The 24360-nt window shown below is 43.7% G+C and carries 18 protein-coding genes; 13 read left to right on the forward strand and 5 right to left on the reverse strand.

Features of this window, described 5'->3' with window-relative positions; translation table 11 throughout:
- The first annotated feature begins 28 nt into the window (after positions 1 to 28).
- On the forward strand, positions 29 to 2746 hold the full coding sequence (gene gyrA / locus SWOO_RS11820; protein WP_012324927.1) for a DNA gyrase subunit A: 2718 nt from the start codon (positions 29 to 31) through the stop codon (positions 2744 to 2746).
- A gap of 229 nt (positions 2747 to 2975) precedes the next feature.
- Positions 2976 to 4070 (forward strand): 3-phosphoserine/phosphohydroxythreonine transaminase, encoded by a 1095-nt coding sequence (gene serC, locus SWOO_RS11825; protein WP_012324928.1) that lies wholly within the window; start codon positions 2976 to 2978, stop codon positions 4068 to 4070.
- A 52-nt stretch (positions 4071 to 4122) separates the two neighbouring features.
- On the opposite strand, the gene SWOO_RS11830 is transcribed toward serC, so the two are convergent.
- Positions 4123 to 5328 (reverse strand): amino acid aminotransferase, encoded by a 1206-nt coding sequence (locus SWOO_RS11830; protein WP_012324929.1) that lies wholly within the window; start codon positions 5326 to 5328, stop codon positions 4123 to 4125.
- A gap of 456 nt (positions 5329 to 5784) precedes the next feature.
- Here SWOO_RS11830 and aroA point away from each other — a divergent pair, with 456 nt between their 5' ends.
- From aroA to SWOO_RS11870, 8 genes are all read left to right on the forward strand, one after another.
- Positions 5785 to 7065 (forward strand): 3-phosphoshikimate 1-carboxyvinyltransferase, encoded by a 1281-nt coding sequence (gene aroA, locus SWOO_RS11835; protein WP_012324930.1) that lies wholly within the window; start codon positions 5785 to 5787, stop codon positions 7063 to 7065.
- Positions 7066 to 7567: 502 nt separating this feature from the next.
- Positions 7568 to 8260, forward strand: coding sequence for a (d)CMP kinase (cmk, locus tag SWOO_RS11840; protein WP_012324931.1), 693 nt, complete (start codon positions 7568 to 7570; stop codon positions 8258 to 8260).
- A gap of 102 nt (positions 8261 to 8362) precedes the next feature.
- Positions 8363 to 10030: a 30S ribosomal protein S1 gene (gene rpsA / locus SWOO_RS11845; RefSeq protein ID WP_012324932.1), complete on the forward strand. Its 1668-nt coding sequence runs from the start codon at positions 8363 to 8365 to the stop codon at positions 10028 to 10030.
- A 72-nt stretch (positions 10031 to 10102) separates the two neighbouring features.
- On the forward strand, positions 10103 to 10390 hold the full coding sequence (gene ihfB / locus SWOO_RS11850; RefSeq protein ID WP_012324933.1) for an integration host factor subunit beta: 288 nt from the start codon (positions 10103 to 10105) through the stop codon (positions 10388 to 10390).
- 122 nt (positions 10391 to 10512) lie between these two features.
- Positions 10513 to 10803 carry a LapA family protein gene (locus SWOO_RS11855; protein WP_012324934.1) on the forward strand — a complete coding sequence of 97 codons (291 nt, stop codon included), beginning with the start codon at positions 10513 to 10515 and terminating at the stop codon, positions 10801 to 10803.
- Position 10804: 1 nt separating this feature from the next.
- A complete protein-coding gene (gene lapB / locus SWOO_RS11860; protein ID WP_012324935.1) occupies positions 10805 to 11965 on the forward strand; it encodes a lipopolysaccharide assembly protein LapB in 1161 nt (386 codons plus the stop codon).
- 96 nt (positions 11966 to 12061) lie between these two features.
- On the forward strand, positions 12062 to 12763 hold the full coding sequence (pyrF, locus tag SWOO_RS11865) for an orotidine-5'-phosphate decarboxylase (protein WP_012324936.1): 702 nt from the start codon (positions 12062 to 12064) through the stop codon (positions 12761 to 12763).
- A gap of 2 nt (positions 12764 to 12765) precedes the next feature.
- Complete coding sequence (locus SWOO_RS11870; protein WP_012324937.1) at positions 12766 to 13308, forward strand: DUF2058 domain-containing protein; 543 nt, start codon at positions 12766 to 12768, stop codon at positions 13306 to 13308.
- A 71-nt stretch (positions 13309 to 13379) separates the two neighbouring features.
- On the opposite strand, the gene SWOO_RS11875 is transcribed toward SWOO_RS11870, so the two are convergent.
- The 4 genes from SWOO_RS11875 to SWOO_RS11890 form a co-directional block, all read right to left on the reverse strand.
- On the reverse strand, positions 13380 to 13718 hold the full coding sequence (locus SWOO_RS11875; protein ID WP_012324938.1) for a hypothetical protein: 339 nt from the start codon (positions 13716 to 13718) through the stop codon (positions 13380 to 13382).
- 16 nt (positions 13719 to 13734) lie between these two features.
- Positions 13735 to 15879, reverse strand: a complete 2145-nt coding sequence (locus SWOO_RS11880; protein WP_012324939.1) for a lipoxygenase family protein — start codon at positions 15877 to 15879, stop codon at positions 13735 to 13737.
- 115 nt (positions 15880 to 15994) lie between these two features.
- The gene (locus tag SWOO_RS11885; protein WP_012324940.1) at positions 15995 to 17350 is read right to left on the reverse strand and encodes a DUF1329 domain-containing protein; all 1356 of its coding nucleotides are present in this window, start codon (positions 17348 to 17350) and stop codon (positions 15995 to 15997) included.
- Positions 17351 to 17373: 23 nt separating this feature from the next.
- The gene (locus SWOO_RS11890; RefSeq protein ID WP_012324941.1) at positions 17374 to 19194 is read right to left on the reverse strand and encodes a DUF1302 domain-containing protein; all 1821 of its coding nucleotides are present in this window, start codon (positions 19192 to 19194) and stop codon (positions 17374 to 17376) included.
- Positions 19195 to 19631: 437 nt separating this feature from the next.
- Here SWOO_RS11890 and SWOO_RS11895 point away from each other — a divergent pair, with 437 nt between their 5' ends.
- The 3 genes from SWOO_RS11895 to SWOO_RS11905 all read left to right on the forward strand — a co-directional run bounded on the left by SWOO_RS11895 (position 19632) and on the right by SWOO_RS11905 (position 24349).
- Positions 19632 to 20675, forward strand: coding sequence for an AraC family transcriptional regulator (locus SWOO_RS11895; protein WP_012324942.1), 1044 nt, complete (start codon positions 19632 to 19634; stop codon positions 20673 to 20675).
- Positions 20676 to 20903: 228 nt separating this feature from the next.
- A complete protein-coding gene (locus SWOO_RS11900; protein WP_012324943.1) occupies positions 20904 to 22475 on the forward strand; it encodes an AMP-binding protein in 1572 nt (523 codons plus the stop codon).
- A gap of 116 nt (positions 22476 to 22591) precedes the next feature.
- Positions 22592 to 24349 (forward strand): acyl-CoA dehydrogenase, encoded by a 1758-nt coding sequence (locus SWOO_RS11905; protein WP_012324944.1) that lies wholly within the window; start codon positions 22592 to 22594, stop codon positions 24347 to 24349.
- The last annotated feature ends 11 nt before the right edge of the window (positions 24350 to 24360 follow it).

Raw genomic sequence — 24360 nt, forward strand, 5'->3', positions numbered from 1 at the left:
GGCTAAATTTCAAGGGATCGAGCAGTTTATGACTGATCTGGCTTCATCTATAACTCCAATTAATATTGAAGACGAATTAAAGAATTCATATCTAGATTACGCGATGAGCGTGATCGTAGGCCGAGCATTACCAGATGTTCGTGATGGCTTAAAGCCAGTACACCGTCGCGTTTTATTTGCGATGAGTGAGCTTAAAAACGATTGGAATAAACCTTATAAAAAGTCGGCTCGTGTTGTCGGCGACGTTATCGGTAAATATCACCCACATGGTGATACTGCTGTTTACGATACTATCGTACGTTTAGCGCAGCCTTTCTCTATGCGCTACACGCTTATCGACGGTCAAGGTAACTTTGGTTCTGTCGATGGTGACGCTGCAGCTGCGATGCGTTATACCGAAATTCGTATGGATAAGGTGGCTCACCAGCTACTCGCCGATCTCGAGAAAGAGACGGTCGATTATGTACCTAACTATGATGGTACAGAGTTTATTCCAGCTGTTTTACCAACACGTATCCCAACCTTATTAGTTAATGGTTCTTCAGGGATCGCGGTTGGTATGGCAACGAACATTCCGCCACATAACTTAAACGAAGTGGTTTCGGGCTGTTTAGCACTGATTGAAAACCCAGATTTAACCATTAATGAGTTAATGGAATACATTCCAGGTCCTGACTTCCCAACGGCTGGTATTATCAATGGCCGTAAAGGGATCATCGATGCATATCATACTGGACGTGGCCGCGCAGTAATGCGTGCTAAAGCGGAAGTGGAGATTGAAGACAATGGTCGCGAGCGTATTATTGTCCATGAGATCCCATACCAGGTAAACAAGGCGCGTCTGATTGAAAAGATCGCTGAGTTAGTTAAAGATAAAAAGATTGAAGGTATCAGCGGCTTACGTGACGAATCTGATAAAGATGGTATGCGTATTGTTGTTGAGATTAAGCGCGGTGAAGTGGGTGAGGTTGTACTTAACAATCTATACGCCCAAACACAGATGCAGAGCTCTTTTGGTATCAACATGGTGGCATTGACCAATGGTCAGCCTAAGTTGTTCAACCTTAAAGAGATGCTTGAGTGCTTTATTCTTCACCGTCGTGAAGTGGTCACTCGTCGTACTGTTTTCGAGCTACGTAAAGCCCGTGAACGTGCGCATATCCTTGAGTCGCTTGCGATTGCATTGGCAAACATTGATCCAATTATCGCCCTGATCAAAGCATCACCAACGCCAGCTGAAGCAAAAGTTAAGCTTGTTGCTGAAGGTTGGGAGCTGGGCAATGTACAAAGCATGCTTGAAAAAGCGGGTGATGATGCTGCACGTCCTGAGTGGTTAGAGCCAGAGTACGGGATCCGTGATGGTCGTTACTACTTAACTGAGCAGCAAGCACAAGCCATTTTGGATCTACGTCTGCACAAGCTAACAGGCTTAGAGCATGAGAAGATCTTAAAAGAGTATGAAGAGCTACTTGAGATCATTGCAGCCCTGCTATACATACTTCGCAGCTCTGTGCGTTTGATGGAAGTTATCACCGAAGAGCTACAAGAAGTGCTTGAAAACTTTGGTGATGAACGTCGTACTGTTATTAATGCGAACGAAGTTGATATGAGTCTTGAAGACTTAATTAACGAAGAAGATGTGGTTGTAACACTTTCTCACCTTGGCTATGCCAAGTATCAAGCGCTAACTGATTACCAAGCCCAACGTCGTGGCGGTAAGGGTAAAGCGGCGACAAAAGTGAAAGACGAAGATTTCGTTGAGAAACTATTGGTTGCCAATACTCACGATACGATTTTGTGTTTCTCTGATTTTGGTAAGATGTACTGGCTGAAAGTTTACCAGTTACCATTAGCTAGCCGTACAGCTCGTGGTCGCCCAATTGTAAATATTCTGCCACTGTCTGAAGGCGAGCGTATTACGGCAATCTTGCCAGTACGTGAATATGCAGAAGATAAGTACATCATCATGGCGACCTCTCACGGTACCGTGAAGAAGACTGCATTGACGGCATACAGCAACCCACGTGCAAACGGCATCATTGCAGTTAACCTGAAAGATGGCGATCAGCTCATTGGTGTTGATATTACCGATGGTAGCAATGACATCATGTTGTTCTCTAATGAAGGTAAAGTCGTTAGATTTAACGAGAAAGCCCGTAACTCTGAGACTGGTGAAGTCAAATTAGATCCTGAAACAGGTGAAGAGATGATCGCACTACGTGCCATGGGCCGTACTGCTACAGGTGTACGTGGTATCAAGCTAGAAGATGGTCAGCAAGTTGTTTCACTGATTGTGCCTAAAGGCGAAGGTGATATCTTAACTGTGACTGAGAACGGATTTGGTAAGCGTACTGACTTAGCTGAATACCCAGCTAAGAGCCGTGGTACTAAAGGCGTGGTTTCTATCAAGGTCAGTGAGCGTAATGGCGCAGTGGTTGGCGCTGTTCAAGTTGGCGAAAATGATGAGATCATGTTGATCAGTAACAAGGGAACCTTGGTACGTACACCTGCAACAGGAGTATCAAGCATTGGTCGTAACACTCAAGGTGTAACGATAATCCGCACCGCTGAAGATGAGAAAGTAGTTGGTCTTCAACGTATCGATGAGATCCAGGAGCCGGCTCCTGAACTTGACGAAGAGGGTAACCCAATCATTCCAGCTGTGGCAGATGAAGCTGTAGAAGCAACACCTGAAGGTGAAGCTCCTAACGCAGATGATGCACCAGAAGCAGAACCTGCAGAATAACTATTTCATGCGTTAAGGAATAGATTAACGGGCGTCCAAATGGACGCCCGTTTTGTTTCTCTCTTATCAATTTGTGATGTTCGATAAAAAGTATTGAGTTATTTGAAAATAATCTAGGTAACTTAATAAGCCCTATGACAATATGCTTGTATCGAGATTATCAAATATCAATCAGTATCGATAAGTGAGCAAACCATTATATTGTTCGATAAGCCTGAAGGAGAAAGAAGTGAGCGCGACATACAATTTTTGTGCAGGTCCTGCGATGTTACCCCAAGCTGTAATGGAAAAGGCTCAGAGTGAGCTGCTTGATTGGAATGGACTAGGAACCTCGGTGATGGAGATAAGTCACCGTAGTAAAGAGTTTATAGCCTTAACTGAACAAGCTGAAATTGATTTGCGTGAATTGATGTCAATCCCATCTAACTACCATGTTTTGTTTATGCATGGGGGAGGACGGGGCCAGTTTTCTGCTGTTGTGAATAATTTTTTAGGCAACAATGGAAAGGCGCTCTATTTGGTTGATGGCAGCTGGTCATCGGCTGCAGTCGATGAGGCAAAAAAGCTTGCTGGTGAAACACAGATAGATACGCTCAATATCGTTGAAAAAGATGGCGCTACAAGCCGAGTATCTATTCCTAATCTAAAAGAGCTAGATCAAGATTATCGCTATCTGCATTACTGTCCAAATGAGACTGTTGATGGTATCGAAATTTTTGAAGAGTTAGATTCGCCTTGGCCGATTGTGGCGGATATGTCCTCAAATATTATGTCTCGTGAGATAGATGTGAGTCGTTACGGTTTAATCTACGCCGGTGCACAAAAGAACATTGGCCCGTCTGGGTTAAGTATCGTTATCGTTAAAGATGAACTGTTACAACTGCCGCAACTGCCGCAATCCTCAATCATGGATTATCGTTTAGGTGTTAAACATGGCTCCATGTATAACACGCCTCCAACTTTCGCTTGGTATCTTGCCGCAGAAGTCTTTAAATGGCTAAAATCCTCTGGCGGTGTGGGTGAGGTTCAGAAAGCTAATGAGCGCAAAGCAGGCACTCTGTATCAGTTTATCGATAGCTGTGATTTTTATGAAAATAGAGTCGCTGTGGAGAATCGCTCGGTAATGAATGTGACCTTTTATCTTAAAGATGAAGCGCTTAATGATGAGTTTATCAAGCAAGCCAAAGCGGTCGGTCTTGTAGCATTAAAAGGTCATCGAAGTGTAGGTGGCATGCGGGCGAGTATCTATAATGCGATGCCGCTTGAAGGGGTTGAAAAGCTCGTTGAGTTTATGACTGATTTTGCTAACAAGAATAGAGCTTAAAAGTTGAAAAAGTTCCTAGGATCTGGTCCTAGGAACTTATCATCGCAAACTTCTAGAGTATTTTTGCTATCGACTCCGCTAAGTGGTCAACATTTCCAGTGCCGATCCCTGCGATACTAATACGACTGGAGTCAACCATATAGATCCCATAATCTTGCTGAAGCTGAGCAACCTGCTGTGGATTTACCCCAAGGAAAGAGAACATCCCTTTCTGCTGGGCAATAAAGTCGAAATTGTCCGTGACACCTTTCTCTTTTAGCTTGTTAACTAACATGGCACGATTACCATTGATGCGATCTCGCATTACCGTTAACTCATCTAACCACTCTTGCTTAAGTTCCTGTGAGCCGAGGATAGTTTCTACAATCGCTGCGCCATGTGCTGGCGGCATAGAGTATATGCAACGAACAACATAGAGTAGTACTGAGAAGGCGATATTCACCGAGGCTGTATCTTTACCTATGATTGAGCAGGCACCAATTCGCTCACGGTAGAGGCCGAAGTTTTTAGAGCATGAACTGCACAAAATCATATTATTGACTGTCGCTGCCATCTTACGTACACCATAAGCATCTTCATCAACACCATCTCCAAAGCCTTGATAAGCCATATCGATAAGAGGAGTAAAGCCTTGCTCTTTCGTTAGATCAATAATCTGATCCCACTGCTCTTTGGTCAAATCCATTCCGCTAGGGTTATGACAGCAAGCATGCAGCAGAACAACATCATCTGGGCCCACATTCGATAGCGCTGCCTTCATCTCATCGAATTTCAGGCTTTTTGTATCGTAGTCATAATAGGGGTAGGTTTTAACGGTGACACCAGCAGCTTCAAATAAACCAGTGTGGTTCGCCCATGTTGGATCGCTAACCCAAATGACCGCTTCACCACTTTTAGTACTGCTACTCGCTCGCTTGATAAAGTCTGCCGCAACACGAAGTGAACCAGTACCACCAGGAGTAGACACTGTGCGGACTCGGTTAGCCAATAATGCTGGGTTATCATTGCCGAACGCGAGTTGACTTAACAAGGTGTTAAAGTCAGCAGAACCAGTAGGGCCAATGTAAACTTTGGTTTCCTCGGTATCAATACGATATTGCTCAGCTTTTTTAACGCAGGTTAAAATTGGGGTGTGGCCTAATTCATCTTTATACACGCCAACACCCAAGTCGACCTTATTAGCTCGGGGATCTTCACGGTACTTATTCATTAACCCTAAGATGGGATCTGCAGGCATAGCAGTGAGTGTGTCGAACATAGCTTAATTACCCTTATTCTCGTTTTTATGGCTAGCGTAGCCTTAGACTGATTGGTCTTTATCCATAACTTTAGAGTAACTTAAATCCTTGCAAGAGTAATAGCTGTTCGGCTCAAATGATAAAACTATTTTACTGGCATGTTTTTCTTCCACTTAACTTGGCAAGTTTGCTTTTAAATTCAATAAACAGAAATTTACAGCGGTAAAATTGAAGATTTTTTAGTGGAATTGGCCCCTTTGAAAGAAAAACAGCCATAAAGGCCATAAAAGCATAAAAAAGTGTTGAATAGTGACGCTCAATCAGTAAATTTAATACTACGAAGTTCAAACACCGGTTAAGCAGAACACCATTTTGTCGTGATGGTGCTTGTGTATCAATATTTGCAATCTGTTTACCATGAACATCTATCGTTAATCTGTGGGTTGTTTGTCCCGCAATAATAAAGAAGTTATTTAATGAAGCAGCTACGTCTCGAGACCATCAACAAAGTACAGGGTACGGTTAATATTCCTGGATCTAAGAGTATCTCCAATCGCGCACTCCTCCTTGCAACCTTAGCCAAGGGCACCACGACACTAACTAACTTATTAGATTCAGATGACATACGTTATATGCTGGCATCGCTGAAACAACTGGGTGTGAATTACCGTTTGTCAGAGGACAAAACGGTGTGCGAACTCGATGGATTGGGTGCACCAATCAACTCAAACGTGGCACAAACACTATTTCTAGGAAATGCTGGAACGGCGATGCGTCCCTTATGCGCAGCGCTAACCCTAGGTGAGGGGGAGTTTATATTAACAGGTGAGCCTCGTATGGAGGAGCGTCCTATTGGCGATCTTGTTGATGCCTTACGCCAACTAGGCGCTGAGGTGACCTACCTTAAGAGTGAAGGGTTTCCACCATTGACCATCAATGCAACGGGGTTGAATGCCGGCGACGTTGAAATAGCAGGGGATCTATCTAGTCAGTTTCTCACTGCACTGTTAATGGTGTCACCACTGGCTAAAGGTGATGTGAACATTAAGATAAAAGGTGAGCTAGTCTCAAAACCGTATATCGACATTACACTCGCGTTGATGGCTCAGTTTGGCGTTAAAGTGATTAATCATGATTATGAGCGTTTTGAGATAAAATCAGGCCAAAGCTACGTTTCTCCAGGTAAAGTATTAGTTGAAGGTGATGCATCATCGGCATCATACTTTCTTGCTGCTGGCGCGATTAAAGGCGGTGAAGTTAAAGTGACTGGTGTTGGACGCCTGAGTATTCAAGGTGATGTCAAGTTTGCCGATGTACTCGAAAAGATGGGGGCAGAAATTGAGTGGGGCGATGATTACATCATATCCCGTGTAGCTAAACTCAACGCGGTCGACTTGGATATGAACCACATTCCCGACGCTGCCATGACTATTGCTACTGCAGCACTTTTTGCAACCGGCACCACCCATATTCGCAATATCTACAACTGGCGCATTAAAGAGACTGACAGACTTGCTGCCATGGCTACTGAACTTCGAAAAGTAGGGGCGATAGTCGATGAGGGACATGATTACATTAGTGTAACACCACCGACTAAACCTCATACTGCCAATATTGATACTTATAACGATCACAGAATGGCCATGTGTTTCTCTATGCTAGCCTTTGCTGATTGCGGTATCACAATTAACGATCCTGACTGCACCTCAAAGACGTTTCCTGATTACTTTGAACAGTTTGCAGCACTAGCCTGTTAACTGCACAGTTCAAAGTCTTGCATAACACTCTATCCTGTTTCAGGCTAATAGCAATTAGCCTGAAACTTTTTACCTCTCCTGTTTTCTAATCTATACCAATCAGTATAAAGATTTGATCGCTCAGCGAGAGTTTAGCGGTGCAGAGTCAAGGCAACGAGTGCTGAGCATAGTGATTCTACGGTTAAGCTCGTTAACGCAGAATCAGCACTGCTAAAACTCGCCTGTAAGGAGTGTTTTTGGCTGTCTACTTCTGCGTTGAATGAATTCACAAGGGAACAACCATTTTATCATCAATTCGCCTTGAATTAGTTTGCCAAAAGACACTCTGAGTAGATCAACTTCTTATACTGATTGGTATTAATCATAAATACTTGCCGCTTTCTGTTATCAGATAGTTTATAATACGCGCGCTCATTTTCTCGGTTATGCGAATGTAACCGAATTTAGGTGGCTAACTCATTTAAAAATCTTAGGGAAGACAGATTTTACTGTGGAGAAATTTATGTCAGAACGGGCTCCTGTTGTCACTATTGACGGCCCTAGCGGTGCTGGGAAGGGTACTATCAGCCAGCTACTAGCCGAGCGTTTAGGCTGGAAATTATTAGACAGTGGTGCGATATACCGTGTCTTAGCTTTAGCTGCAATTCATCATAATGTAGAGCTGGACAATGAAGATTCTCTTACCTTACTCGCCGCACACCTGGATGTGCAGTTTATTACGGGTAACGGTAGCAAAGGTATTAAGGTCGTACTAGAAGGTGAAGATGTCTCTAATGATATCCGCAGCCAAGAGTGTTCAAATGCTGCGTCAAAAGTCGCGGCATTCCCGAGAGTAAGAGAAGCATTATTGCGTCGCCAACGTGCATTTAGTGAGGCACCAGGTTTGATTGCCGATGGTCGTGATATGGGGACCGTTGTATTCTCTAAAGCGCCAGTGAAACTTTATTTAACTGCATCGGCTGAAGAAAGGGCTCAAAGACGCTATAATCAGTTGCAGGACAAGGGCTTCGATGTTAATATCGATCAGCTTTTGACTGAGATAAAAGAGCGTGATGACCGCGATATGAACCGCAGCGTTGCTCCTTTGGTTCCTGCCGAGGATGCATTGGTTATCGATACCTCTCAAATCGGGATAGAAGAAGTGCTTAATATTGCATTAGCGCACATAGAAACTAATTTATCTGGCGTGAGCTAATTTCGGCTGACGCTATACTATTCGTAACATGGAAGATACGAATTATTTTACTGACTCCACGTCCAGGATGGTCCGTGGTTTATTAAAGAAAGTAACTTAAACATGACTGAATCTTTTGCTGATCTATTTGAACAATCCCTTAATGAACTTGAGTTCCGTCCTGGTTCTATCGTAACTGGTGTCGTTGTACGCATCGAAAACGGTACTGTACTAGTTGACGCTGGTCTTAAGTCAGAGAGCCCAATCCCAGCTGAGCAGTTCAAAAATGCTCAAGGCGAACTAGAAATCGCTGTTGGTGATTCTGTTGACGTAGCGCTTGACTCTGTTGAAGATGGCTTCGGTGAGACTCAACTGTCTCGCGAAAAAGCTAAGCGTCACGAAGCTTGGATCGTTCTAGAAAAAGCGTACGAAGATGCTGAAACTGTAATCGGTGTCATCAATGGTAAGGTTAAAGGCGGTTTCACTGTTGAATTAAACGGTATCCGTGCATTCCTACCTGGTTCTCTAGTTGACGTTCGCCCAGTTCGCGATACTGCTCACCTAGAAAACAAAGATCTAGAATTCAAAGTTATCAAGTTAGACCAGAAGCGCAACAACGTTGTTGTTTCTCGTCGTGCTGTTATCGAATCTGAAAGCAGTGCAGAGCGTGATGCTCTTCTTGAGAACCTACAAGAAGGTCAATCAGTTAAAGGTATCGTTAAGAACCTTACTGACTACGGTGCATTCGTAGACCTAGGTGGCGTTGACGGTCTTCTACATATCACAGATATGGCTTGGAAGCGCGTTAAGCACCCATCTGAAATCGTAAATGTTGGTGATGAAATCAACGTTAAAGTTCTTAAGTACGATCGTGAGCGCACTCGTGTTTCACTAGGTCTTAAGCAACTTGGCGAAGATCCATGGTTAGAAATCAGCAAGCGTTACCCAGAAAGCACTAAGCTTACTGGTCGCGTAACTAACCTAACTGACTACGGTTGTTTCGTTGAAATCGAAGAAGGCGTTGAAGGTCTTGTTCACGTTTCTGAAATGGATTGGACTAACAAGAACATCCACCCATCTAAGGTTGTTAACCTAGGTGATGAAGTTGAAGTTCTAGTTCTTGACATCGATGAAGAGCGTCGTCGTATCTCTCTTGGTCTTAAGCAGTGTAAAGTTAACCCATGGGATGACTTCGCAGATCGTTTCGCTAAAGGCGACAAGGTTACTGGTAAGATCAAGTCAATCACTGACTTCGGTATCTTCATCGGTCTAGACGGCGGCATCGACGGTCTAGTTCACCTTTCTGACATCTCTTGGAACGGTACTGGCGAAGAAGCTGTTGCTGAATACAAGAAGGGCGACGAGATCAACGCAGTTGTTCTTTCTGTTGACCCAGAGCGCGAGCGTATCAGCCTAGGCGTTAAGCAAACTGAAGACGATCCGTTCAATGCTTATCTTGCAGATAAGAAGAAAGGTGCTATTGTAAATGGTACAGTGACTGCAGTAGACGCTAAAGGCGTTACTATTGAACTAGCTGAAACTGTTGAAGGTTACCTACGTGTATCTGATATCTCTCGCGAGCGTATCGAAGATGCATCTACAGTTTACTCTGTAGGCGACGCTGTTGAATCTAAGTTCATGGGTGTTGACCGTAAGAACCGTACAATTAGCCTGTCTATCAAAGCGAAAGACGAAGCTGATGAAAAAGAAGCTATGGCTAGCTTGAACAAGCAAGAAGATGACGTAATGAGCTCAGCTATGGCTGAAGCATTCAAAGCGGCTCGTAAGTAATTCGCCTGAAGTACTGAGGTGCTTGCACCTCAGTTAGGTGACTGTGTTGGGCTTGATAATAGAGGGTATAGGATGACCAAATCCGAACTGATCGAAAAACTCGCCATGAGGCAGTCGCAGCTGTCGGCTAAAGAAGTGGAAAGTGCAATTAAAGAGATGTTAGAGCAGATGGCTCAAACATTAGAAGGCGGTGATCGCATAGAGATCCGTGGCTTTGGTAGCTTTTCTCTCCATTTCCGTGCACCGCGTACTGGCCGTAATCCAAAAACTGGAACCTCAGTTGAACTGGATGGCAAATATGTACCGCACTTTAAGCCAGGTAAAGAACTGCGCGAACGTGTCGATGCGATAAACGTTTAATCAGCATAGTTTCAAAAGCCTCCGAATGGAGGCTTTTTTATGCCTATAATTCAGTAATCTCTAGCTAGTTGAGTCAAATTCTTAGATAATCATATGATATCAATGGATGTGTGGAGCGAAACGTGAAGTCTTTTATCATTACAGTGTTAGTGGCACTGTTTTTCTTTCTGGCTCTCATATTCGGTGCTCGTAATGAGCAGGTGGTGACAATTAGCTATTTCATCGCTCAGGGAGAGTTCAGATTACCTATTGTGTTGGCTGTTGTTTTTCTTGCCGGATTCCTTATTAGCTGGATCTTTGCTATGTACCACATTGCAAAGCTTAAACTTGCACTTCGTACGCTGAATAAAAAAAATCAGCAGCTTGAGAGCCAAACAAGCGATACCACTTCAGTGCAGGAAGTAGACGCCTAATATGCTAGAAATACTGTTTCTGTTACTTCCCATTGCCGCAGGTTACGGTTGGTACATGGGGCGTCGAAGTGTCAGACATAAGCAGAGTAGTGATCGTAAAAAGTTAAGTCGGGATTATTTTACTGGTCTAAATTTCCTTCTTTCCAATGAGTCTGATAAAGCGGTTGATCTCTTTATCTCTATGCTCGATGTCGATGATGACACCATAGATACCCACCTTTCCCTTGGCTCCTTGTTCAGAAAACGTGGTGAAGTCGATCGCTCCATCCGCATTCATCAAAACCTGATAGCAAGACCTAGCCTTGGCAATGAGCAACGTGATATTGCCATGATGGAGCTAGGCAAGGATTATCAAGCCGCTGGCTTTTATGATCGTGCTGAGGAGATATTTCTTAATCTGGTCAAACAGGAAGATCACAGTGAGGTGGCTGAAGAGCATCTGATTGATATCTACCAGATAACGAAAGATTGGCAGAAGGCGATCAACATCATTAAAACGCTTAAACGCAAGCGTCAGCAGTGTTTTAAGCACAACACTGCACATTTTTACTGTGAACTCGCCGATGAGGAAACTGAGAGTAGTGAACAAGTAAAATTACTACAATCAGCCATTAAATTGGACTCAAATTGTGCTAGGGCGCTTCTTACCCTCGCCAGGCAATATCTGGAGTTAGGTGAATTTGCCAAATGTATTGAGATGCTCACGAAGCTTATCGATGCTGATATTGACCTAGTTCCTGATGCATTATCTACCGCGAAACAGGCCTTTATTAAAAAAGGAGATCAAGTAGGTTACTGCGAATATCTCCGCCTTGCGCTTTCTGAGGGAGCTGGCGCTAGTGTGGCGGTCAATCTAGCCCACAACTTAATTGAGCAGGGCGAACACAAAGAAGCTGAGAAACTAATTTTAGATGGCTTGTATCGTAATCCGACGATGAAAAGCTTTCAGCACTTAATGCAGATGCATGTACAGCAAGCTGAAGAGGGGCAAGCGAAAACGAGTTTAACCATGTTAGAGAAGCTGGTTGAACAGCAGATTAAGTATCGACCTGGTTACCGGTGCAGTGAATGCGGCTTTCCCTCCCACAGCCTGTATTGGCATTGTCCCTCTTGTAAACACTGGGGCAGTATTAAGCGCATTCGTGGATTAGATGGTGAGTGATTCTAATCAATTACACCGTTTTAAAATATAGAGAAATACTGGGTTTAATGGGCCCACGCAATAAGTAAAATATACCGCAAAGCAAATGGAGAGATAATGAGTAACAAACCAATTTTAGTCGCCTTAGATTTTGATGATAAAAACGCTGCTTTGCAATTAGTCGATAAGCTCGATCCAAACATGTGTCGCTTAAAAGTGGGCAAAGAGATGTTTACTCTTTTTGGGCCACAACTGGTCAAAGACATTCACAGTCGTGGCTTCGATCTCTTTCTTGATCTAAAATTTCATGATATTCCAAACACAGTAGCGAAAGCCGTTTCATCGGCAGCTGAGTTAGGTGTTTGGATGACAAATATTCATGCTAGTGGTGGTCTTGCCATGATGGAAGCGGCTAAAAAAGCACTCGTTCCATACGGTGACGATGCGCCATTGCTTATTGCTGTTACTGTGCTGACTTCGATGAGTGATGAGGATCTTAAGCTGATCGGGATTGATGTGCCAGCTTTTGAGCATGTTCAACGACTTGCTAAATTAACGCAAAAAGCCGGCCTCGACGGTGTGGTATGTTCAGCACATGAAGCTGAGATATTAAAAGCCTCTTTGGGTGATTCATTTAAGTTAGTCACACCGGGTATACGTCCAGTTGGCGCAGATAAGGGTGATCAGCACAGAATTATGACACCGCCTCAAGCGATTGCAGCAGGCTCTGATTACTTAGTCATTGGGCGACCTATTACAAAAGCTGCTGATCCACTTGCAGCGCTAACGGCAATTCATCAATCGATTCAAGTGAGTTAACGATGGCAAATCCATTTCAAGAGCAGCTCCTTAAAGCTGGGCTGGTCAGTAAACAGAAAGTACAAAAAGCTAAAACGCAGAAAAGACGTGACCGTAAGGCTAAAGTTGATGATGGCTCAGCAGAGCTAAAACAGCAGATAGCTGAGCAGAAGCAAGCACAAGCAGCTAAAGATAAAGCGTTAAATGAACAGCGTTTTGAAGCAGCATCCGAGAAAGGCTTGGTTCGTGGTTTAGTGACAGAGTTTAAACGTTTAGCGATTAAGACACCTCAAAACGCAGAAGTTAAGTTTAACTACACGTTTGAGAATAAGATTTTTTCTCTGTATGTCGATGATAAATTGCAAAGCCAACTACTCAATGGTCAGCTTGGTATTGTCCGTCATGAACAGAGCAGTTATTTAGTTCCTCATAAGTTAGCCGAACGAGTTAATTTACTGGTGCCTGAGTGGTGCGGTTATCTGTGGGTTCAGGATGATACAAGCCAAGTGGTCGAAGAGGATGATCCATATGCTGATTATGTGATCCCTGATGATCTAATGTGGTAAAGCTTTTCCTCATTTAAGATTAACGAAAAAGGATATTCATTGCTGAATATCCTTTTTCTTTTTAGCCCGTTCTAGGCTAACAGCGAAGCATGAAGACTGCGTATAAATAGTTTAACTAAACGATACTCGCCGTTTGCTTTTGCAAACTCCTTTTTATAGTTTAGATCGCCATTGAGTGCGACAAACTCCTGTGCAAACTCAATGATATTCTCCTGCTCAACGTTTTTTGAGCGCTTCGTATGTTTCGTTAGCACCTGAACGATAAACTCAACCGATGCCTCTCTCTCTGATTTCAGAACTTCAGATTGTGTTGCCATCCCAATTGCAATATTAGGGGTAACAGCGGCCATTGCGGTAACAGATAAACTTGACTTGATAACGCTGCGTCTTCCGACTTTTTTATTCAACATTATGGCTCTCCTAGTATTAGTTCCAAGGGCTGACAGTGATACTTGACGGCATCATCAGCTCATATCCCCATCGTCTCTGTCTATTCTTCTCTTCAATCCCTGTATTGAGATTTTTTAATCGAGTTTGGAAACGACTCAGGTGTTGGTATACATCTGGATCGTGCATAAACTGCCCCTTTGGGTACTTTCCTAATGAACGATGCCACTTATTAGGAAGATCAACAAAGATCCGCGAGAAGACGAAAAGCCCCATACCAGCATTCAACGGAGGACAGACATTTAACCAGTCTTGCTGTGATTTGACTTCATCATTGCGCGGGGTTCTGTCCGAGTAATAACCCAATGACCCCAGCTTAATAAAGGAGGGAAAACGGTCTAGAGCGTGATTAACTGACATCCAATAGATTAGGCGAGTAACCGTATCGACTAATGTGTCGAATAACAGAATTTGCGAGGGGAAACCATTCACACCAGCTTCATTGACTGTTTCCTGACAGAAATTTTGCAACTCGATATCTTCAGCCACGTCACTGTCATTAGCATAATAGAGTGACAGGTAACTCTCTACCCAATCGTGAATGATAGGGTACATGCCGTTATCATCATGGATGGGAAAATCTGATATGGCATCAAACTCACTATGCTGGTTACGCTCTACTGGTGTCGAGTCAGTGATAAAGTGGTATTCACTAGCACGCCTTAAGGTACTTTCTACAAAAGCTTCACTTGTAAACCCGGATAAACGCTCAATTGCACCGGTTAATAAGCCATCGTAGCCGTTACCATACTCGCCATCTTGTAATGGGAACTGAACATCACTGAATACACCAATATGATTATTCATGATAAGCGACATAAAATGAGTTTCAAGCAGAGCCGTTAATGGATGCTGTTTGGGAATGGTACGATAAAATGCAATAGGAATCGGTCCCAGGTAGATATGGGTAGAGAGGTGGTCGACAACCGAGGCCATAGAGTGTGCGGTTGTAAGCGTACTCTTAGCCATCTGCCATGACCAGTAATCATTGTTTGGTGTTAGGATTTGCGATAAAGGCCTTGCAGGATTTTGGATATTGAGAAACTTCCACCAGAACCACTCGCCGAAATCAGCAGGTTGATCTTGGGTTGACTGTATGGCGATAGTTTTCAACGCTCCCCCTGATTTTGGAACAGCGAACAAACCGATTGAGGCATGAAGTCGAGCGCCGTAGGCCTCAGTGGGTCTTGAGTTAACAAACTCATCGTGAAACTCACCATAATTGACAATAAACACGCGCCCCTCATTCATGGCCGTGTCTAAATCGTCGTTTGCAAATGCCGGCGTGCTTCTAAAGTGTGTATTTGTGACTGGGAAATTGCTTAGGTGCTGAGTATAAGGTTTTAAGCGAGAGTAAGGGGAAGCTGGGGAGAGTTGCAGCCAACCCATGAGATCGTCATCGAAGATATCACTGTCATAGGCTTGTTTGGGGTATCTTTGCTGATTATCTGGAAAGAAGTTTAGCTCCTCAATGTTGATCGCTTTTCGTTGAGGGAAGAGGGTTAAAATGGGATCAATGATCTCCAGTTTAAAACTGTCAGGATCGTTATCGGTAAAGTTCTGTACAACAATGTTCAGCAAATCGGCAAAGTTAAGTAAAATTGTTGGATTTAGTATAAATGCCCATAGGTGTTTAGCTACATACTCAGGTACCGCTTCAAATATGTCGGTGCCATCATCGCCAGGATCTGTGTCGTTGACGCCAAAGTCATCCTCTTGAGCTCGAGTATCTCGCTCCTCTTGTGTGCCTCTGAGCACCCAATGAGTGTTATTAGTTACATCTTCTGAGAGTATATTGCCATGGACGACCGCACCATTAACTCGGCTGGCATCAAACCAGTTGTTCTCTTTTGCTGTGGCAAGTTCTGCCTCACGCTCTAATTGATTTGACTGCTCCGCGTTTTGATAAAGGCTTGGATAAGGGTACTCTGGAAGTTCGCGGTGAGTTGCTCCAAGACCAATAGGCCAAGGTTTTGAGATTGAGAGCATATGGGGGAGTTCAAACGTTCGGGTTCCCACAGAGGAGAGTTGCCTGTTTTCAAGTTGTTCCTTAAAATTGTCCAGCTCTCTCTTTACGCTCTGATAGCTTTGTGTTCTCCGTTTACCTCTTATTTTTATGCTCATAGTGTCATCCTTCGCAGCAGCGAGTTTAATGTCAAAGCAGGACAGTCACGACCAAGATACTCAAGGTTGCTTATTTAGCTTGGTAATTGTGACTGTCCGATGGGTTTAGTTGGGTTTAGCGGCCTACACGTCTTAGTGCCGCTGAGGTAAAGTCCTTTCTTGTTGCCTTACCTCCCCATTTGATAAAGCTAGGCTCTTCATTACTGAGACCTGTCACTAGGTAACGACCTGAATCGAGATCGTGGAGTGTTTCAGCCACCATCCATGGGGTGTCTACATCGTAGAACTGAATGTTGTGGGCTTCTGACACTTTCCACAGTTCACCGCGATTATCGAAATGGTCAATCACAGATGCTCCCCATGAATCTTCATCGATATACAGGGTTCGCTTTGAGTAGATGTGGCGAGAGCCTGACTTGATATTGGCCTCAACAACCCATACTCGATGGAGCTCATAGCGAAGGTAGTCGGGGTTAAGGTGGCCGGCACCAATCAGCTCATCATACTCCAGTTCAGTGTTGAGAAGTGGGTAGGCGTTATAGGGAATATAGATCTCCTTTTTGCCTTTTAATGTCCACTCATAACGATCTGGTGAGCCATTGTACATATCATAATTATCAGTGGTTCTTAGGCCATCGGTACCTGCACCGGGTCCATCGTATGCCACATTGGGTGCACGTCTTACACGGCGTTGGCCTGAGTTATAAACCCAAGCGCGCCTGGCTTCTTCAAATTGATCTATGGTTTCATGTATAAGCAGAGCTGTACCGGTTAATCTCGCAGGCGCAGTGATCCGCTGCAGGTAGTAAAACAGGACATTCTTATCTTTATCGGCGTCACGTCCACCCTCTAAGTACTCTGGCCAAACTAATCGGTCGGTGATCTTAACGGGTACAAACGCACCACCAGATTGAACTGGAATGGCAGTTGCTACACGTACAGCAGAGCCACCTCTGAAACGAGTGATATGATTCCAGACTACTTCCAGCCCATTATTTGGGATGGGAAAGGGGATTGTGGTATCAAAATCCACAAGCCCATAGCCACTCTCAATCAATGATGCACTTTGGGCATTTTGCTCAATGAGGGGGTAGATAGAGTCTGGATAAGCAACCGTTCTATGAGTTTTATACACTGGCATCCGGTAGTCAGGGTACTTCTTGAACATGGCTATTTGACCTTGGGTCAGATTATCCTGATAGTCAGCCATATTCTTAGCGGTAATGGTAAATAGCGGCTTTTCATCGGCAAAAGGGTTCACTGGCCTTCCAAAGTCGGGGCTTTTGGGCATATTTTGGCTGTTTAGTCCGCCAGTCCAAGCTGGAATGGTTCCCGCTTCATTCGCGGCCATCTCTGCGCCTAATGGAGTGAGTTCTTTACCTATTTTGCTCGCCTCTTCGGGAGTCACTTTGGCTGTTACGTTCAGACTCACTAAGGTAAGCAGAGCTGGTATGAGTGTGAGATATTTCATCTTATATTCTCTTATCCAATTAATTAGTAGGAGATATCTAGGCTAAGAGCTAAGAAATCTTTATCTTGTAGTGTGTTATGGCTACCACCGGAAAAGGATTTGTAGCTTAAAGTTGTGGCGTATTTTTGAAGGTATGAGGCTTCTAATGCTATGCCTATTGCTCGGCTTCCTTCATTGAACTGCTGCCCTGGTGCTGGTGAGTTGCCATCAACGTCATGTGACCAAGACAGTGTTGGTTTAAAAGAGATCCCAGCGACTAAATCAGGGTATTCCCATACGGCATTTAAGCGATAACCCCATGCGGTGTCAGTGGTAAAACCTTCATCCTGACAATCTGAGCCTATGGCGCCTGCGGCCACTAAATTAGTACAGTTTATTCCATTGCCGAGATCGAAATTGGCTAAACCAAAAACAGTGTTACGGCCATACCTTTGGTTTGAGTCCTCCACACCGTCGGTATGAACAAAGCCTATCTCGCCTATCAGAGATAACCTTGATGCCCCCATAAACTGTTCAATAAACTGAATACCGGTTAACTGAATTTGAGTCACATCAAACTCATCGTAACCTTTGGCCACACCGCCTTTCTCTGTTGCTAGCACTCGCGGTGTATAACGAAAAATGGGTGATTCACTGAGTACGCCATTGAGGATCTCTGCACCATTAATCTGTACCGGAGAGTCTGGCTTGTATGAGATCTCACCTGATACGGCAACGCCTTTTATATTGGTGGCGAAACTTGCCCCAAAAAATTGTAGATCTTCTGGGAACTCAACCTGATAAGCAGGGTTCAGTGCTGAAATGCTTCCACCAGTAGGATCCAATGAGCTCGGAATAAATACATCCGTGACACCAGGGATCGTTGTAGTAGCACTACGTACGGCGTTAATCATGGGAACACGGGAGTGGATATTGAGGTAATAAAGCCCAAACTCTGTGTCATTAAGGGCTTCGGAGTAGTATTTTAGAGATAAACCGTATTGACCTATGTCATCGGGTTCCACATCATCTCTGCGTTTTGCATAGAAGCCTCCCTCAAGTGCTGCTCGGTCATTAACACTAATGGTGACAGCATTACAGCCGTCGGCAACAAAGTCGCCACTTGAAAACAAGGTTCCACAACCATCAATCTGAGTCTTCTCCCACTCAAATTGGTAGAAGGCTTCTACAGAGAGTGATTCAGTGACCCCAAGAGACGCGTAAAACATGCCAACAGGCAGGTAAGCTTCTTTTAATGTCGCTCCAGGTCGGCGAAATGCACTGACATCAAAAGGGTTTACAGAATTGATCCCTCCCTGAATAAAGGTACTTTCGCCCCAACTAATCACCTGTCGACCTAATCTAAGATCTAAGGGCATTTCGCCAATCTCTGTTTGTGTAAACAGATAAGCATCGAGTAGGGTGATCCCTGAGAACTTGGCGTTATCAGCGAAGCCATCATCACTCAATGGTGTATTGGGTATGTAGCCGTTTACTGAGTTACCATGTGGACGATCACCATCAGACAACTCAGTGTCATACCAGTATTTTATGCGAACAAATGCCCCGAAGTTATCCCGTGTAAGCAGGAATTCGTTTGTCCCTTTGATTATTTGAGAGTAGGTATCATGTTTCTCAAAGTTTAGGTTGCCATCATCTGTGGTCATGGTGGCGCCTGTTCCACCATTTTGATTGCCAATAAATGTAGGATCTTGCCCCGTCATTCTCCAGCTGGCACCCAGTGAGAGCTGCGAATTGATCTGTAATGCTATATCTTTATCTTCACCAAAATAGAAATCGGCTGAGTAAACCGGATGACAAAACATGCTGGCAAAAGCGATTAGTACAGGTTTTTTTAATTTCATTTCTAGTACCTTGTTATTATTTTTACCTTTTCAACATACGAGCTTTTTAGTCAAAAAAAATATCAATCCGCGCCAAGTTCTTATCATTCAATCAGTCGTTTGTTTTTAACAAATGACTCAAAATGTTTTTTTCTTAATATTTAGAGTTAGCTAGAGATTGTTTGCTGAAAATTGCAATTCAAATAGCTGTTTGGACACAAATGTTAACGGCTTGTAGTTAGTTGTGGCGTGTGGCATCTTGAGTAAAGGAGCTCATCATCTACCCCACAATATGGGCGGTGTTGCTGGCTTTATATGAAGATCAATGACTGATCTGGTGGCTACGGCTTTGTGCTAGTTGAGGTCAAGATAGGGAAGTAACTCACTTCGGTTATTTAATCTTTTCAACTTGAAGCCACTATCTAAGTTCATAATAAACTGATGAAAGAAGGCTGATTTTGGCAGACTACTACTCAACATTAAGTGGATGGATAATACCTTTTTCAAGAGCAATGGATGCCTGTGATATCGATGTCGACAAGGCATTTTCTGTTTGTGGAATTGATGCTAGTGCGGTGAAAGATCCTGAAGCGAGAATAGGCACGCAAAGGTTCGTCGAACTTTTGGATTACTGCAACGATCTTAGGGAGGTTAATGACTTCTCTATTCAAGTGGGCCAATATTTTCATCCTGGAATGTTTCATGCGCTAGGCTACGCTATGATGACATCCAATACACTCAAAGATGCCTTAGCCCGAATTGTCACCTATAAGAGAGTGGTATCTAACGCCTGCACGCTGGATCTTGATGAAACCCAAGAGCATTTAGTGCTTAAAATGATGGTGAGTACATTCGAGACTACAGGTCGAAAAGTCCTAAGCCGAGAAGCCACTGAAACATTTTTGGCCATTGTGGTGCAATTTACCAGAGAGTTGTTAGGAGTTAACTTTCATCCTAAAAGAGTGATTATTGGTTATGAGCAACCACAACATGGCACCAAGTACTTAAATCAGTTTTTTGAGTGTGATGTTGAATTTGGCGATGGTGATTCCTATTTATACTTTGAAAAAGTTCATGCTGAAGAGTATCTCTGTGTCGCAAACCCTATGATCAATGGCATACATGAAAAGATGTTGACGGACTTTCTAAGCCGTATCGACAGGCATGATCTGACCTACGTGATCAAAAATAAAATTTATGAGATCTTACCCTTAGGAGCACCGTCTCAACAGGAGATAGCAGATAAGCTGGGGATGAGCTTGCGCAACCTGCAGCGCAAATTACAGGAGCAGGACACATGCTATAAAACCATTTTAGAGGACACACGCAAATCATTAACTCTAGATTACATTAAGCAAGCACATCTGAGCTTAAGTGAAATTGGTTATCTGGTTGGCTTCTCCAGTGTCGGTAATTTTAATCGTGCATTTAAACGTTGGACCAACTTAACACCTGGAGAGTACAGAAGAGGCTATATCTCCGACGGAAATATTCGTAACTAGTTAGTTTAAAATAATTAACTCTATTTCACTCCCTCCTATTTAACAATCTTGTTTATCAAAATATGACAAGCATTTGGCGCGTTTAGCGTATCAATTCCACCTTTAGTTTAGCAAACTGGTGTTTCCTACTTTTTCATCCCCTGTTTATTTGGTTGAGCATTAAAACAACTAAACTTTGTCGCCATTAAACAGATTATTTACGCCTCAGTCTTGGGCAAAGGAAACAGAATGAGTCAGTTATTCAACAGTAAGATTGAAGATTTAGCCAGCCTGATTGAGTCAAGTATGAGTAAGTATGGTAAAGCACCTGCCTTTGAGTGTTTTGGTCAAACCCTCACTTTTGAAGAGTTGGAACGTCTATCTGGTGCGTTAGGTGCATGGCTTCAGCATAGTTCCGGACTCGTTGCCGGTGACAGAATTATTATACAACTGCCTAATATTAACCAATTCCCCATTGCAGTATTTGCAGCGCTACGTGCTGGACTCGTGGTGGTCAATACCAACCCACTTTATACCCCGCGTGAGATGCTACATCAGTTTACTAATTCAGGCGCTAAGGGGATCATTATCCTGCAAGACCTTCTGGGTAAGCTGTCTGAAGTGATAGAGAGCACAGAGATTGGTACTGTTATAGTCACCCACCCGTTAGATCTCATCTCAAAGAAACTTGCTTCACCAGAATGGGGAGTAGGGATGATGGATGCGATCGCGCTTGGGGAAACCTATGAGCTTAAGCCTCGATTTAACAAAAATTTAGATGATACTTGCGTTATCCAGTACACAGGCGGTACTACAGGGCTATCCAAAGGGGCTTGCTTAACTCATCGAAGCATTTTAAGTAATGTAGGGCAGTTCTTTGAGCGTATAGATGAAAAACTTGAAGAGCAAAAAGAGATCTTTGTTTGTCCCTTACCCCTTTATCATATCTACGCTTTTGTGGTGAATATGATCATGTTATTTAGTAAGGGAAACCTAAATTTACTTATCCCTAATCCTAGGGATCTCGATGCCTTAGTGAAGAGCATTGGGGAGCATAAGATCACTGGATTTAGTGGCATTAACACCTTATTTGTCGGTCTATGCCAGCATCCAGGATTTAAAGGATTAGATTTTAGCTCACTAAAGATGACTTTTTCTGGGGGATCGGCGCTGTCAATGCATGCGGCTCAAACCTGGCAAAATCTCACAGGCTGCACGGTAAGTGAAGGTTATGGTCTCACAGAAGCTTCACCGGTTGTTTGCATGAATGAACCTGGCAATGAACAGCTTGCCTCTGTGGGGAGACCCTTAATCGGTACGCAGGTGGAAATTTGGGATGAGCACGATAGGGTGTTGCCTATTGGTGAGCAGGGTCAGATTGTCGTTAGGGGACCTCAGATCATGAAAGGATATTGGCTGTTACCCGATGAGACTAACAAAGCGATGGCAAAAGATGGCTTTTATCGCACTGGCGATGTGGGTGAGATCAGGCCAAACGGCTGTATTAAAATTGTGGATCGTCTAACCGATATGATCATTGTTTCAGGCTTCAATGTTTACCCTAATGAGGTGGAGGAGGTGTTAGTCAGTCATCCTAGCATCAACGAAGCGGCTGTCGTTGGTGAACCCGATAGTAAGTCTGGGGAGCGAGTTTGTGCTTATGTTACTGTTTTAGACAAAAGTATAGAGATGAAAACCCTGCTTGATTACTGCCGTGAGATGCTAACCGCCTACAAAATTCCTAAGCGCATTATCTTTATGGAGTCATTGCCAAAAACAACCGTTGGTAAAATTCTACGCCGAGAACTGAGGCAAACTTAAATAGCGGAACAGTTTATTCTGTTTTTGTTAGCAAAAATGTAAAAAATACTTCCTTTTATCCCATTTTTTGGTGTAGATTAAAACAACTGTTTTAATCTTACGTTTGAGAAATAATAATGAATCCTTACCAAGCTCCGCTAGCTGAAATGAAATTCCTATTAGAGAAGGTTTTTGACGCCCCTCAAACATGGGCGTCACTACCTGAAATCGCTGAAAATGTCGATCTGGATACAGCTGTTGCGATCATGGATGAAGCAGACAAAATAAGTCGTGAGCTTATTCATCCTATTAACCGTAGCGGTGATGAGCAAGGGGTTACACATCAAGATGCTAAGGTGATCACACCGGATGGCTTTAAAGAGGTCTATAGCCAGTATGCTGAAGGCGGCTGGGTTGGCTTCTGTGGTGATCCTGAGTTTGGCGGCATGGGAATGCCTAAGATGCTGGGGGTTTTAGTTGATGAGATGGCCTATAGCGCCTGTAACTCTTTTACCCTCTATGGCTCATTAACTGCTGGGGCTGCATTATGCATCAATGCCCACGGAAGTGATGCGTTAAAAGAGAAATACTTGCCTATGATGTACAGCGGTGAGTGGGCTGGGGCTATGGATATGACTGAGCCTCAAGCGGGCTCAGATCTTCGTAATATCCGCACTAAGGCAACGCCAAATGATGATGGTAGCTATAGCATTACAGGCAGCAAAATTTTCATTACTGGTGGCGATCATGATCTCACTGAGAACGTTATCCACCTTGTTTTAGCAAAACTTCCCGATACTAGTGGGATCTCACTCTTCCTAGTGCCTAAGATTAAAGTTGATGATGAGGGCAATCTAGGTGAAGCCAACGGCGTAACAGTTGGTTCAATTGAGCACAAGATGGGACTTAAGGCTTCTGCAACTTGTGTCATGAACTATGATGGTGCCCAAGGTTACCTAATTGGTAAGCCTAACCGCGGACTGGTTTGTATGTTTACCATGATGAACTACGAACGTCTGGCTATCGGTATTCAAGGGTTAGGAACGTCGCAAGCAGCGTATCAGATGGCCTCTGACTACGCCAAAGAGCGTGTTCAAGGAGTGGCGGCTGGTGGCTCACCAACAGGAGCGACTAGTGATCCTATCTTGGTTCATGGTGATGTACGTCGTATGCTACTAAATATTCGCGTATTAACCGAAGCGGGGCGTGCTCTGTCTGTATTGACTGGCCAGCAACTTGATATTGCTAAGTATGGTGACGGAGAAGCGCAGGCTAAAGCAAATCGTTACGTTGGTTTACTGACGCCTGTGTCAAAAGCTTTCTTAAGTGATCGTGGCTTAGATGCAGCCGTTACAGCGCAGCAAGTTTTTGGTGGTCATGGTTATATCCGTGAGACCGGCATAGAGCAACTGGTACGAGACACTCGTATTGCACAGATTTATGAAGGTACAAACGGTATTCAGGCTATCGATTTCCTTGGACGTAAAGTCACCGGAGATAACCTAGCCGCGTTAACTGAGTTTGTGGCTGAGTGCAGTGAAAAGCTCGCTTCGTTATCCCAAGTTGATGAAAACCAAAAGGCCAAGGTACAAGCCCTATTTGATGAACTCATTGAGGTGGCTCAACTGGTAAACGATAAAAAACTATCTAACCCTGCAATTATCAATGCTTGCGCAGTGGATTTCCTCGATGCATTTGGTCATGTGGTTTATGGTTATTTCTGGCTCTTGATGTCAGATGCTGCGTCGGCTGACGTTGACAGTGATTTTGCATCACAAAAGCGTTATCTAAGCGATTTCTATATTACTAAGATGCTACCTAGAGCTAAATACCATTTAACTCAGGTGCGTGAAGGCGAGAGTGCCATCATGGATATTCCAGAAGCATTTTTTTAAATATTAAGATG

Origin of the sequence: Shewanella woodyi ATCC 51908, assembly GCF_000019525.1 — a bacterium.
GTDB classification, from domain to species: Bacteria; Pseudomonadota; Gammaproteobacteria; order Enterobacterales; family Shewanellaceae; genus Shewanella; species Shewanella woodyi.

Coding starts and splice junctions, on each gene's coding strand:
- cmk (WP_012324931.1), top strand. CDS start 7,568: ATGTCAGAACGGGCTCCTGTTGTCACTATTGACGGCCCTAGCGGTGCT.
- rpsA (WP_012324932.1), top strand. CDS start 8,363: ATGACTGAATCTTTTGCTGATCTATTTGAACAATCCCTTAATGAACTT.
- pyrF (WP_012324936.1), top strand. CDS start 12,062: ATGAGTAACAAACCAATTTTAGTCGCCTTAGATTTTGATGATAAAAAC.
- SWOO_RS11870 (WP_012324937.1), top strand. CDS start 12,766: ATGGCAAATCCATTTCAAGAGCAGCTCCTTAAAGCTGGGCTGGTCAGT.
- SWOO_RS11875 (WP_012324938.1), bottom strand. CDS start 13,718: ATGTTGAATAAAAAAGTCGGAAGACGCAGCGTTATCAAGTCAAGTTTA.
- gyrA (WP_012324927.1), top strand. CDS start 29: ATGACTGATCTGGCTTCATCTATAACTCCAATTAATATTGAAGACGAA.
- SWOO_RS11885 (WP_012324940.1), bottom strand. CDS start 17,350: ATGAAATATCTCACACTCATACCAGCTCTGCTTACCTTAGTGAGTCTG.
- ihfB (WP_012324933.1), top strand. CDS start 10,103: ATGACCAAATCCGAACTGATCGAAAAACTCGCCATGAGGCAGTCGCAG.
- SWOO_RS11905 (WP_012324944.1), top strand. CDS start 22,592: ATGAATCCTTACCAAGCTCCGCTAGCTGAAATGAAATTCCTATTAGAG.
- SWOO_RS11890 (WP_012324941.1), bottom strand. CDS start 19,194: ATGAAATTAAAAAAACCTGTACTAATCGCTTTTGCCAGCATGTTTTGT.
- SWOO_RS11900 (WP_012324943.1), top strand. CDS start 20,904: ATGAGTCAGTTATTCAACAGTAAGATTGAAGATTTAGCCAGCCTGATT.
- SWOO_RS11830 (WP_012324929.1), bottom strand. CDS start 5,328: ATGTTCGACACACTCACTGCTATGCCTGCAGATCCCATCTTAGGGTTA.
- SWOO_RS11880 (WP_012324939.1), bottom strand. CDS start 15,879: ATGAGCATAAAAATAAGAGGTAAACGGAGAACACAAAGCTATCAGAGC.
- aroA (WP_012324930.1), top strand. CDS start 5,785: ATGAAGCAGCTACGTCTCGAGACCATCAACAAAGTACAGGGTACGGTT.
- lapB (WP_012324935.1), top strand. CDS start 10,805: ATGCTAGAAATACTGTTTCTGTTACTTCCCATTGCCGCAGGTTACGGT.